This is a genomic window from Kaistella antarctica (assembly GCF_900109615.1).
Taxonomy (GTDB): domain Bacteria; phylum Bacteroidota; class Bacteroidia; order Flavobacteriales; family Weeksellaceae; genus Kaistella; species Kaistella antarctica.
Genome location: NZ_FOIX01000001.1, coordinates 339014 through 351844, shown reverse-complemented (window position 1 = coordinate 351844; position 12831 = coordinate 339014). Strand labels below are relative to the sequence as shown.

The 12831-nt window shown below is 36.6% G+C and carries 13 protein-coding genes; 8 read left to right on the top strand and 5 right to left on the bottom strand.

The genetic code is table 11. From position 1 onward, the window contains the following. Positions 1-3 precede the first annotated feature (3 nt). Genes BMX49_RS01690 through tsaB form a run of 3 tightly spaced genes read left to right on the top strand, consistent with a single transcriptional unit; the run spans position 4 to position 1850 of the window. Positions 4-375 (top strand): YraN family protein, encoded by a 372-nt coding sequence (locus BMX49_RS01690; protein WP_034718043.1) that lies wholly within the window; start codon positions 4-6, stop codon positions 373-375. Positions 376-395: 20 nt separating this feature from the next. Then, positions 396-1145 (top strand): SDR family NAD(P)-dependent oxidoreductase, encoded by a 750-nt coding sequence (locus tag BMX49_RS01685; RefSeq protein WP_034718042.1) that lies wholly within the window; start codon positions 396-398, stop codon positions 1143-1145. 24 nt (positions 1146-1169) lie between these two features. Beyond that, positions 1170-1850 carry a tRNA (adenosine(37)-N6)-threonylcarbamoyltransferase complex dimerization subunit type 1 TsaB gene (gene tsaB / locus BMX49_RS01680; RefSeq protein WP_034718040.1) on the top strand — a complete coding sequence of 227 codons (681 nt, stop codon included), beginning with the start codon at positions 1170-1172 and terminating at the stop codon, positions 1848-1850. 14 nt (positions 1851-1864) lie between these two features. Here the strand turns inward: tsaB and porW are convergent, their stop codons facing one another. The 4 genes from porW to BMX49_RS01660 form a co-directional block, all read right to left on the bottom strand. Next, positions 1865-4435: a type IX secretion system periplasmic lipoprotein PorW/SprE gene (porW, locus tag BMX49_RS01675; RefSeq protein ID WP_126337177.1), complete on the bottom strand. Its 2571-nt coding sequence runs from the start codon at positions 4433-4435 to the stop codon at positions 1865-1867. 78 nt (positions 4436-4513) lie between these two features. Next, positions 4514-5083, bottom strand: coding sequence for a Maf family nucleotide pyrophosphatase (locus tag BMX49_RS01670; RefSeq protein WP_034718037.1), 570 nt, complete (start codon positions 5081-5083; stop codon positions 4514-4516). Between the two features lie 19 nt (positions 5084-5102). Then, entirely contained in the window at positions 5103-5621 is a 519-nt protein-coding gene (locus BMX49_RS01665; RefSeq protein ID WP_034718036.1) for a KdsC family phosphatase, read from the bottom strand. After that, a complete protein-coding gene (locus tag BMX49_RS01660; protein ID WP_034718034.1) occupies positions 5611-6363 on the bottom strand; it encodes a Rossmann-like and DUF2520 domain-containing protein in 753 nt (250 codons plus the stop codon). The genes BMX49_RS01665 and BMX49_RS01660 overlap by 11 nt, the downstream gene beginning before the upstream one ends. 103 nt (positions 6364-6466) lie before the next feature. Here BMX49_RS01660 and BMX49_RS01655 point away from each other — a divergent pair, with 103 nt between their 5' ends. The 4 genes from BMX49_RS01655 to lepA all read left to right on the top strand — a co-directional run bounded on the left by BMX49_RS01655 (position 6467) and on the right by lepA (position 10143). After that, on the top strand, positions 6467-7018 hold the full coding sequence (locus tag BMX49_RS01655) for an RNA polymerase sigma factor (protein WP_034718032.1): 552 nt from the start codon (positions 6467-6469) through the stop codon (positions 7016-7018). A gap of 12 nt (positions 7019-7030) precedes the next feature. Continuing rightward, positions 7031-7570 carry a hypothetical protein gene (locus tag BMX49_RS01650; RefSeq protein WP_034718029.1) on the top strand — a complete coding sequence of 180 codons (540 nt, stop codon included), beginning with the start codon at positions 7031-7033 and terminating at the stop codon, positions 7568-7570. Positions 7571-7579: 9 nt separating this feature from the next. Further along, positions 7580-8092 (top strand): hypothetical protein, encoded by a 513-nt coding sequence (locus BMX49_RS01645; protein WP_051803637.1) that lies wholly within the window; start codon positions 7580-7582, stop codon positions 8090-8092. A 254-nt stretch (positions 8093-8346) separates the two neighbouring features. Further along, a complete protein-coding gene (gene lepA / locus BMX49_RS01640; RefSeq protein WP_034718027.1) occupies positions 8347-10143 on the top strand; it encodes a translation elongation factor 4 in 1797 nt (598 codons plus the stop codon). A gap of 153 nt (positions 10144-10296) precedes the next feature. On the opposite strand, the gene BMX49_RS01635 is transcribed toward lepA, so the two are convergent. After that, positions 10297-10977, bottom strand: a complete 681-nt coding sequence (locus BMX49_RS01635) for a hypothetical protein (RefSeq protein WP_126337176.1) — start codon at positions 10975-10977, stop codon at positions 10297-10299. 155 nt (positions 10978-11132) lie between these two features. Here BMX49_RS01635 and BMX49_RS01630 point away from each other — a divergent pair, with 155 nt between their 5' ends. Then, entirely contained in the window at positions 11133-12830 is a 1698-nt protein-coding gene (locus tag BMX49_RS01630; RefSeq protein ID WP_034718023.1) for a M14 family zinc carboxypeptidase, read from the top strand. The last annotated feature ends 1 nt before the right edge of the window (position 12831 follow it).

The following is a 12831-nucleotide window of genomic DNA, read 5'->3' as shown; positions in this document are numbered from 1 at the left end:
GCAATGGCAGAACACAACGATTTTGGAAATATCGCAGAAGAGCTTGCCACTTCTTTTTTAGAAAAGAAAGGCTACAAAATTTTGCTTAAAAATTTTCGGTATCAAAAATCGGAAATCGATATTATTGCAGAATTTAAGAACGAAATTATCATCGTAGAAGTTAAAGCCAGGGGAAGCGATATCTTTATGGAACCACAAGAGGCCGTAACGAAAACCAAAATAAAATCTCTAGTCATGGCAGCCGATTTTTATATGAAGGATAGAAATATCGATAAGGAAGTTCGTTTTGATATCATTGCCGTTTTACGAGATGAAAAAGGAAGATTAAATATTACGCATCTCGAAGATGCCTTTCAAAGCTTTGATGCCAATTAATTAATATAAAACAGTGATCAATGAAAACAGCACTCATCACCGGAGCCACTTCTGGAATCGGAAAAGCCACGGCAGAACTCCTCGCTAAGCAAGGTTTCAGATTGATTCTTTGCGGACGAAGAACTGAAGTTTTGGATCAGCTAAAATTTGAACTTTCAGCTTATACAGAAACCTTTAGTTTAAACTTTGATCAACGGTATTTTGAAGAAGTAGAAAAAGCTTTTGAATCACTTCCCATAGATTGGAAGAAAATTGATATACTCATTAATAATGCTGGAAATGCGCACGGTTTAGATTCGCTCATTGAGGGGAATATCAATGATTGGGACATGATGATTGACGGTAATGTGAAAGGAATTCTGTATGTTTCCAAAATGATTATGCCGGGAATGAAAGAGAGAAATTCGGGGCATATCGTCAATATTTCTTCCGTTGCAGCGAGACAAACCTATGCAAATGGCGTGGTCTATTGTGCTTCGAAAAAAGCTGTTGACGTTCTGTCAGAAGGAATGCGTTTGGAACTCACCGAGTTTGGAATTAAAGTCACCAATATTCAACCAGGCGCCGTTGAAACTGATTTTTCAAAAGTGAGATTTAAAGGCGATGACGATCGGGCGAAAACAGTTTATCAAGGCTATGAAGCATTGAAAGCGGAAGATGTTGCAGATGCAATTGCTTATTGTATTAACGCTCCGAAGCATGTTATGATTTCAGATCTTACGATTTATCCAAGTGCTCAAAGCGAACCGCGAACAATTCATCGAAAATAGAGACTACTAAATTTTTACAAAAAAATGAAAATCCTTCACATCGAGACTTCTTCTAAAAACTGTTCTGTTGCCATTTCTGATGGTTTAGAATTGCTTTGTTTGTGTGAAGAGATTTCCGAAAATTATAAACAATCTGAAAGTCTACACACCTTTGTTGAATGGGCTTTGGAAGGAGCAAAAATCTCTTTGAAAGACCTTGATGCCATTTCTTTAGGAAAAGGACCAGGTTCTTACACGGGCCTACGAATAGGAGCTTCCTCAGCAAAAGGTTTTTGCTTTGGACTCCATATTCCTTTGATTGCGATTAATTCTTTAGAAACGATGATAGAGCAGTTTTTAAACCAGGGTCACGATTTTATCATTCCATTAATCGATGCCAGAAGAATGGAGGTTTATTCCGCTATCTTTGAGGGAGATTCAGGCGATATGATTAGTGAAACCGAGGCGAAAGTCTTAGATGAAAATTCCTATCAGGAATATCAGCATAAAAAGATTTTGTTTGTGGGTGATGGCGCTCTAAAAGCAAAGGATATTCTGCAACTTCCAAACGCTGACTTTAACGAAACAATATATCCCTCCGCAAAGTACCTTGTTAAGAAAGCAGTCGAAAAATACAATCGAAAGGATTTTGAGGATGTTGCTTATTTTGAACCTTTTTACCTAAAAGATTTTCAAGGCGTTAAAAAGAAAAAAAGCGAAGAATAATCTTCGCTTTTAGGTTACTTTATTTTTTGCTCCTCAACAACAGCCGTTTTCATCTGCTTACTATCAATTGACTGAGGCATTTTTGGTGCGGGTCTTTTTGTATCAGTATCTGGTAGGCTTGCTGGATCATTATCATCCGCGTCGATTTTTTCAGGTTGATTTTCAATCGGCATCGCTGGTTGATTCGCATTAATCACTTTGCCGTTGGCATCTAAACTTTCAATTTCTAAATCACTTTTCAAATATTTAAGCATGTCTTTCGCTTTTTCACCTTCCGGCGTTCTGGCATAGTTGAGTGCGATTTGTTCTAGTTGCAAAATCATAATCTCCTTTCCTGCGGTCTTTCCAATATTAAAAGCATTTAACAACGAAAATTTTGGAACGAGAGCATCCTTTGGATATTTTTCCAAGGCACCATCAATTAAAACTTTACTTTCTTCATACTTTTCTTGATCATATAAATCAAATGCCTGGGAATATAATTTTTCTACTTCTTCAGCAGATTGTGAGAAAGAACTATTTTTCGGATTTCGCACGAATTCTGCGTAAGAAGTATAAGGATATTCAGTTAAAATCATTTGTTTTGCTCTTTCCGCCGCAGTTGGGTTTTTCTCATAGTTAAAGGCAAATATCTGATATAACGCTTGCAGTTTAATTTCTTCTTCAGGACGAGTATCCACTAAATCGTATAAAGTTTTGGTCGCAAGTGGCGTATCAGAAAAATAAGTTTCATACATTCTTCCCAAGCCTAAAGAGGCCGTGTCTCTGGCTTTTTTCAAAGCTAAAATATCCTCGGTTTTTGTAGGAATTTTCTCGATGTAAAAACTTGGTTCTAATCTTCTCGGATCAGGAACGTTCGTTATTCCCATCGCCATATTTTTTAAATCATCAATGGAAGATCCTCGGGCAGAAGTTCGCCAGTTGTCATTTAAGGCCCTGTTTCCCCAAATTTGCTTAAAGGAAGATTCTCCTTTGGCAACGGTACCTAGATTGGCAAAGTAAAAACCACCTTTACTTGCACCGTAATCCTGAAACCCGCCTGTATTTCCTGCGAATGGGGAATTGGCATTATAGTCGCCGATATCAAAACCTTTGGATCGCTCGTCTTTTTTACGTGCTAATTCTTCTTTGTCTTCCTTGGCTTTTATTCCCTCAATAAATTTATCAAAATAAGCAATCCTTTCAGCTTCCGGCATTTTGCTTAAAGCTAAAATACTGTCATTCTTTTTAATCAAATAATAATTGGCAGAAACTTTTTTAATGTTTGCAGATTGCTCTTCCAAAAGAATTTTTGAGGGTTGATAGGTCATTACAGCAAGTGACGAATCATAAAAAGCACCAGCTGAAAGATAATCGCTGTCTTCAAAATAAGCCTTTCCAATTTCATAATAAGTCAACCCACGAACTTGCGGATCGGAAACTTTTTCTTTTAGAGACTGGGCGAAAAACTCTTTCGCTTCGTCTTTCTTACCCGCTTTATTGGCCATTAAACCAAGAGCATAATAAAACTCATTCTTTCGAGAACCATACGTTCCTTTTTTGCTTATTTTTTCTAAATAAGATTTGGCGCCTTGGTAATCATCGTCTTTTCCATTAAAGGTTTTCGCAATCTCAATTTGAGATTTTACTTCAAATTCAAAGTCATTGGCATTTTTATAAGCAGTAACAAAACTCTCTCTGGCTTCCTCATTTCGATCCAAATCAGCTAAGATTTGTCCGCGTAAGAAAGCAATCCTGCTTCTTAGTTTTCTATTTTTATTAATAGCGTAAGCATCATCAAGTTCGTTGACCGCATCTTGCTTTTTACCAGCGTTTAAAAGCATTTCCGAATAGTAAATCTCGAGCAATTTACGATAGTCTTTTTTAATTTTACTTTTTTTCAAATCAGCAAAAACCTCTTCGGCTCTATGATAATCTTCCATTTTTGAGTAAGCTTGTGCCTGATAAATTCTTGCTAACGGAATTCGCTTATCGTTTCTCATATTAGAAAAAACAAAGTTCAATCCGTCTAAAGCTTCTAAAGGTTTATCGCGGTATAATCTTGATTGAGCCAATAAAATATAAGCATCAAACATTTTTTTGTTTTTCTCCTCACCACCTTTTATCACCGAGTATTTCGAGATGGCTTTCAAAGCTTTTGCTTCAGAAATCTCTAAAATTGAAGCGCCTTTTTTAGTGAAAGCATCTTGTCTGGAACTTCCTGAAGAACCAAAATTCCCCGCGGAATTATTTGAACCTGGAGGAGAAGGCGGCCCGCTTGAGTTTCTATTTCTACTTCCTGCGGCTGGATCATTACTTCCTGAGGCCGGATCATCACCAAACATTCCACCACCTGACCCGGTTTGAAAATCGGTGCCCATCGGTTGCTCATCGTACGTTAAGAGTTGAATGTAGGGAGCGTAGAAATTGTCTTTATGGGCTTTGTCTCTATTATTCAATTCGGTTTCCAGCGCATCTTTACTGTTAAATAGCGTGTTGTAGTAAGAGAAAAATCCTTTCATAAAAGTAGAATCATTGGTCTTCTTTCGAGAGGAACAAGAATTGAAAACAATGATTGCTAAAAGAAAAAGTATGGTTTTTTTCATTATCAGATAATAACTTTCAAATCAGTAGTTTAGTATTAATCTACTCATTAATTTTTGTAAAAATAATGATTTTTTGTTTCAGGAAGTGCCTTGTTGGAAATTTTTTAAGAGCGAATAGACTAAATGAGTGGGTAATCCCATTATCGTGTAGAAACTTCCTTCAATATTTTTAATTTTAGCCATGCCCAACCACTCTTGCACTCCATAACTTCCGGCCTTGTCAAACGGTTTATAATTGCTGATATAAAAGTTGATTTCCTCCTCACTAATTTCATCAAATTCTACGTTGGCGACATCAGTTTTAGTAATGGTTTTTGTTGAAGTTTTCAGCGTGATTCCAGTATAAACCTGATGCGTTTTTCCAGAAAGTTTTCCCAACATTTCTCTAGCGTGAATTTCATCATTTGGTTTCCCTAAAATTTCGTCGTCAAGTGCCACAATCGTATCAGCGGTGATCAACAATTCATCTTCCTTTAATTCCCGAAAAAAATTTGACTTTAATTCCGACAGATAACCAGCGATTTTTTCAACATCCAGATCAGCAGGAAATACTTCGTCACAATCTACAGAAACAACTTCAAAGTCTAAACCCAATTCTTTCAAGAGTTCTTTTCTACGCGGAGAATTGGAAGCTAATAATATTTTCATATAAAATTTAAACTATTTTTTAAGTGCTTTTGGTATCGTCTACCAACCATTTTCCTTGAACTTTCATCACTTGCTCGATCACATCTCTTACGGCTCCTTTGCCACCTTGAATTGGTGAAATATAATCTGAAATCAATTTAATTTCCGCCACCGAATTTTCTGGACAGGCTGAAATTCCCGAGATTCTCATCATTCCCAAATCTGGAAGATCGTCACCCATCGTTAAGATTTCGTGATTTTGTAAGTTGTATTTTGCTTTAAATTCTTCAAATTTTTCCAGCTTATCACCAACTTTTGCATAATACTCTGTAATTCCTAAATAGTTGATTCGATTTCTTACCATCGGATCGTCGCCACCAGTAATCACACAAATAGGATAGTTGTATTTTCTGGCTTTTACTACTGCATAACCGTCGAGCACATTCATGACGCGACACATGCTTCCGTCAGGCATCAAATAAACACTTCCATCCGTAAAAACACCGTCTACATCAAATACAAAGGCTTTTATATTTTTTAAATTCGATTTATAACTCATACATTTTCTTTATCGATTCATTCATTATTTTATAAATTTTCAACTGCTCTTGATCTGTAATTAATTCTTCGTGTGCTTTCAAAACCCGTTCATCATTTCTAATCGCCGGGCCAGTTTGTGCTAATTTTGGTTCCAATATTTCAATTTTCTGCGTGGTTTCTTTAATTAAAGGTAAAAAGTAATCAAACGGAATTTCTTGCGAATCTGAAATTTCTTTGGCTCTTGCATAAAGATGGTTCACAAAGTTACACGCAAAGACGGCAGTCAGATGAATATACTTCCTTTTTTCATAAGTCGAAACCATGACCTTTTTAGAAATTTTTAAGGCAATATTTTTTAACAATTCTAAATCCTCCTCACCTTCTGACTCTACAAAAAATGGAATTTCTTTATAATCTAAATTCTTCGATTTTGAGAAAGTTTGTAAAGGATAAAAGCTGGCTTTTCGATAATTCCCTGCTAAGATTTCTTTAGGTAAAGACCCTGAAGTGTGTGCTACTAAACAATTCTCTTTTGTTATTAATCTTGAAACTTCACCAACAGAACCATCACTTACACAAATCAGATACAAATCAGCATCATTTAATTTGCTCGTAGAAAAAGGGATTTGCAGTTGGTCGGAAATGAATTTTAAATCGCTTTCGTTTCTGCCAAAAATTTGGGAAACTGGGATATTATTTTGTTGAAATGCCTTTGCTAAATGGTAACTTACGTTTCCAGAACCGATGATAACAATCTTCATATAAAGGGATATGAACAAAGATACCTATTTTGGTTTGGACTAAAAGTTGAAGTGTTGTTTAACTTTTAAATATATTTGCCATCCAAACACTGAAAGCATCTACATGAAGATCCAGGAAACCGAAATTATCGAGTTGATGTCTAGCGAAAAATCCCGTGAAAAAGGAGTTCGCTTGATGATGGATGCGTATCAGAGTAGATTATATTGGCATATCAGAAGGTTTGTGGTTGATCACGATTTAGCGCAGGATATTTTGCAGGATACTTTCATCAAAGCTTATCAGAATTTTCATCAGTTCAAAAGGGAAAGTCAGTTATATACTTGGCTTTATCGAATTGCAACCAACGAATCGTTGCAGCAATTGAACAAGATGAAGAAAATGCAAAAATCGGACGAAGAGGTGACTAACCATCTGCAAAATTTAGTCGCAGACAATGTGCAACCGAGCGCGGATGAAATTCAGGTTTTATTGCAAAATGCGATCAACACCTTGCCCGAAAAACAGAAACTAGTATTTAACATGAGGTATTATGAAGATTTACCTTACGAAGATATCTCTCAGATTTTAGACATGTCGGTGGGAACATTGAAAACCAATTACCATTACGCCAAACAAAAAGTAGAGGATTATTTAAAAAAGAATTACACAGAATAAGAGCATTTAGAAATGAAAGAGTTTGATATTGATAAATTAAAACGGGAAAATATTTTCAAAACACCAGCTGGTTTTTTTGACGATATGCAAAGTAAAGTGCTGCAAGAAATTAAGCCAGTACCGCGCGGGAAAATTATAAAATTGAATTGGGCCTACAGTGCAGCAGCGGCAATCGCACTTTTAATAGGCGTAACTGCATTTTTTAATTCAGAGTCAGCGGTTGAAACAGAAGCAATTGCTCAACAAGTTCATCAAGAAACTCCAGTCATGTCTGCATTCGCAGAAGTCCAGCCAGAAAAAAAAGAAGCGACTGATTTGAAGATGGCACAAGAAGATTTAACTTCAGCTTCCCAGATTTATCAAAATAGAAAATCACAACCTAAAATGAATTCTGCTCCAGGAAAAGCCAGTTTTGCAGTTCAAAAAGAAAAAGCAGTCAAAATCAATCCTGAGGTTCAGGTTGACCAAATTCTTTCAAGTTTTACCTCAGCAGAGTTAGCAAACTTGGGAAGAAATACAGAACAAGACATTTATCTGGATTTGTATAATTAATAAAACACCATGAAAAAGATAACACTAGCATTAACCTTGCTTTTGGCAGTTCAGTTCAGTTTTGCGCAACAGTTTGGCTATGATTGGAAAAGCATGAAGCCAGAGCAAAGAAAAGAGGTTATTCAGAAGATGAAGCCAGAAGATAGGATGTCGCTTCTGAAAGAATTTCGCGAGAAAATGATTATTGAGGAGCTTGCGGTTCCAGAAAATAATCAACCAGAGTTCAAGAATTTATATTCTGAATATCAAGAGAAGCAGGTCGAAATAAAATCGAAGTTTACCCCAAATGAAGATTACGAAAACATGAGTGATCAGGAAGCATCAACACAACTCAATCACAGTTTCGATGTCGGTCAGCAGCTTCTCGATAATAGAAAAAATTATGCGGACAGATTCATGAAAGTAATTTCCCCGCAACAGGTTTTAAGAATGTATCAAACCGAAGGGAAAATGCGCAACAAGATATTAGATAAGAAACAAGACGGACCTAGAAATCCAGGTTCGCAGCGCAGTCGACGTTAGTAGTTTATTTTTTAATGTTTGAGCGACCTCTATAATTTTATTGTAGAGGTCGTTCTTTTTATATTTTGGGCGATTCCCTCGCCACTTCTCTGGCCAGCACCTCGGGTCGGGCTCTCCACTGCAATTCCTCATGCCGTTGCCTTCCCTTCGCTTATTCCGGGATTTCCGTTTCGATCCCTATCGCAAAAGCAACCTTCGAAACATTGATGATATCCACCAAAAAAGATTAAATTTGCAGATTACGATAAATATAGATGAAAAACATACGGAATTTTTGCATTATTGCGCATATTGACCACGGTAAATCTACTTTGGCAGACCGACTTTTAGAGTACACCGGCACAGTCACCCAAAGAGAACTCCAGTCCCAAACGCTGGATGATATGGATATTGAAAAAGAGCGTGGAATTACCATTAAATCACACGCCATTCAAATGGATTATGAAATGAATGGTGAAAAATATATCCTCAACCTTATCGATACTCCAGGGCACGTTGATTTCTCTTATGAAGTTTCGCGTTCGATCGCTGCCTGCGAAGGTGCGCTTCTTATCGTTGATGCCGCGCAAAGTATTCAGGCACAAACTATAAGCAATTTATATTTGGCTTTAGAAAATGACTTAACAATCATTCCAATCTTAAATAAAATCGATTTACCTTCAGCAAATCCTGAAGAAGTTACCGATGAAATCATGGGTTTAATCGGTTGTGATTACGATGATGTTTTACGCGTTTCTGGCAAAACAGGCGAAGGCGTTCATCAATTATTGGAGCATATCGTTAATAGAATTCCGGCACCAGTTGGAAATGAAGATGGACCATTGCAAGCGTTAATCTTTGATTCTGTTTATAATCCTTTCCGTGGAATTGAAGCTTACTTCAAAGTAGTCAACGGAAGCATTAAAAAAGGACAGCGAATTAAATTCATGGCGACCAACAAAATGTATGAAGCCGATGAAGTAGGAACTTTAAAATTAAAACAAAACCCGAAAGCCGAAATTAAAACCGGTGATGTAGGTTATATTATTTCTGGAATTAAAGATGCTCGCGAGGTAAAAGTGGGAGATACCATCACTACTTTCGAAAAAGGTGCTACTGAAGCAATCGACGGTTTTGAAGAAGTGAAACCAATGGTTTTCGCTGGGATTTATCCTATTGAATCGGAGGATTTCGAAGAACTGCGTTTCTCTTTAGAGAAGCTAAGATTAAATGATGCTTCTCTTGTTTTCGAACCAGAAAGTTCAGCCGCTCTAGGTTTCGGTTTCCGTTGTGGATTCCTCGGAATGTTACACATGGAAATCGTACAGGAAAGATTAGACCGCGAATTCAACATGGACGTTATTACGACCGTGCCCAACGTTTCGTACCACGGTTATACTAAGAAAGATCCAGACACCATGATCCTCATCAACAATCCCTCAGAAATGACGGATCCGATGATTATGGATCGTGTGGAAGAGCCCTTCATCAAAGCATCCATCATTACCAAATCTGATTATGTAGGTGCCGTAATGACCTTGTGTATTGAAAAGCGAGGTGAAATTGTCGGTCAAAGTTATTTGACTTCAGATCGGGTAGAGTTGGTGTTCAATATGCCGCTCGCAGAAGTTGTTTTCGACTTTTATGACCGTTTAAAATCAGTGTCCAAAGGTTACGCCTCGTTCGATTATCATCCAATCGGTTTCCGTGCTTCCAAATTAGTGAAGATGGATATTCTGATCAATGGCGATATGGTCGATGCGCTTTCTTCGTTGATTCACGATAGCAATGCCTTTTACATCGGTAAAAGAATGTGTGAGAAATTACGCGAACTGATTCCACGTCAACAGTTTGATATTGCCGTTCAGGCAGCTCTTGGAGCGAAAGTTATCGCCAGAGAAAGCATCAAAGCTTTGAGAAAAGATGTTACCGCAAAATGTTACGGTGGAGATATTTCCCGTAAGCGTAAATTGTTGGAGAAACAAAAAGAAGGGAAGAAGAAAATGAAACAAATCGGTAGAGTAGAGGTTCCACAATCCGCATTTATGGCGGTATTGAAGTTGAACGATTAATTTTAATTGGGCAGACATTTCCGTCTTCCACTCCCGCTTTTTTGCTCGTCGTTCCTCCTCATAAAAAGAGCTCCACTAAAGCCGGGCTGCAGATTTTCGCTTCGTCAAAAAATAAGTAATAATATAAATTCCTGAATTCGTTCAGGAATTTTTTTATGGCAATTCAAAAATTCTAGTCTGTTCTTGAAATAATTTTGGATTGATATTTCCTTCAAACTCTTCAGAGAAAAAATAATAAGAAAGTCCAACTTTAAATTTGGTTTTCATTTCACCTTTAAGATAGTTCACAGAAAAGATAATTATTTCTTCGGGATTCAAAGTCCAGTATCTTCGATTTAACATAGCATCGCCACAAACAAAAGCATTATCATTCCAGATTAATTGCCACTTATTCTTTTTGTTAAGCACGAAAGTTCCTAGCGACTCATTCTCTGGAAGGATGATTTTTCTTCCAGAAATATTTTTTACAAATACTGGAAATGATTGATATGCTTTAATATTTCTCGCAGAATCAAGTATAAAATGAGGAATTGTATCGTTTGGTTTCACGACAATTTCTAATAAATCGTGAGTAAGAGAATCAAACTTGACCGGTTTATTTGAAAATTTCATTCTATCAAACGCACTATGAAAATACTTATCACGCATTTTATTGAAGACAAGTGAATCATTAATATCTTTTACTGTTTTGACATAACCAAGAGGTCGAGGAGGTGGCGGAGCAGAAAACATTGAATCATAATACTTAAGAGGAATGGAGTCTTGAATCTTTCCTATGTATATTATTGAAGAGCCATATTCGTGTATTCCTTCATTAAATTCCTGAATTTTCATCTGGTTTTTATGATTGTTTGTTAAAACAATATCATCTGCAAAAGTTTTCTTTTTACAGCCAACCAAAAGGAGGACGATGAATAAAAGTTTCAGATAATTCATAATTTAATAAAGATAATCTTTTTTGTAAATTCGTGACCCTTAATCTAATCCTAATGAAATATATCTCTTTTATTTTCCTCTTTGCAGCTAACCTTATTTTCTGCCAAACCAACCATCAAACACCCTACGAAAAAGGTAACGGTAACCAAACCACGACCTATGAAGAAATGGTGAAATATTACGATGATTTATCTAAGGATTTCCCAACGATCACCGTGAGATCCATAGGGAATGATGATAATGGAGAACCAATACGAGTCGTCATTTACAATGCGACAGTAGATAAAAACAATCCCACAATCTTGATCAATAATGGTATTCATCCAGGCGAACCAGACGGGATTGATGCCACTATGATGATGATGCGCGATTTCGCCACTGGAAAAATTGAAGCGAAGAATTTAAGAATTGTGGCCATTCAAGCCTATAATATTTCTGGGATGTTGAGAAGAGGATCGCACATCCGAGCCAACCAAAATGGGCCCGAAGAATATGGTTTTCGCGGCAATGCCAGAAACTATGACTTGAATCGGGATTTCATTAAAAATGATACCGAGAATGCGAAATCCTTTCAAACCATTTTCCAACATTTTAAACCCATTTATTTTATAGATAATCATGTGAGTAATGGTGCCGATTACCAGTATTTATTCACTTATATTTCTACAAATAAAGAAAGGTTAGGAAAAGGTTTGGGCAATTATTTTAATCAAAAAATGCAACCTGAAATAGTACAGACTTTAGAAAAGAAAGGAATTCTGACCACTCCTTATGTCAATATTCATGGTGATTCTCCGGACGAAGGATTTCCCACCTTTATGGATTCTCCAAGATATGCAACTGGTTACACGACCCTTTTTAATACGATGGGAACAGTGGCCGAAACTCACATGCTAAAACCATACAAAGACCGAGTGCGAGCGACTTATGAAAACATGGTGAGTTCCATTAATTACACTGCGAAAAACTCCAAGGAAATTCAAAAATTAATGGGTGAAAGTCTCGCCAATTATCAACCCAAAATGAAATATCCAATTCAGTGGGAACTGGACAGCACGAAATTTAAACTCATCGATTTCACAGGATTTGAAGCTGGACAAAAACCAAGTTTAGTTTCTGGAAAACCAAGATTATTCTACGACCGAAACAAACCTTTTACGAGAAAAGTGAAATTCTACGATCAATATATTCCAACTAAAGAAATTGCAATTCCTTCTTATTATGTAATCCCACAGTCCGAACAAAAAGTTCTGCAATATCTGAAGCGCAATAATATAGCGATGAAAGTGATCAAGCAAGATTCCACTATTTTTGCTCAGCAATACATGGTTTCAGATTATAAAACGGTGAAAAATCCTTACGAGGGACATTATCTTCACTATGACACTAAAGTGAAATCTGAGAATAAAAACGTTAAATTTAGAAAAGGAGATGTATTGGTTTCAACCAAACAATATGGCGTGAAATATTTGCTCGAAACTTTAGAACCAGAAGCGACTGATTCCTTCTTCAACTGGAATTTCTTTGATGCTATTCTGGGACAAAAAGAGTATTTCTCGGATTATGTTTTTGAAGATACCGCCGCAGAATTATTGAAAAATAATCAAGTTTTAAGAACTGCTCTTGAATTTGAGAAAATAGCGAATCCTGATTTTGCAAAAGACGGCAATGCGCAATTAGAATATATTTATAAGCATTCAGAATATTACGAAGGAAGCGTGGGTTTATATCCAATTTACCGAATTCTGTAAG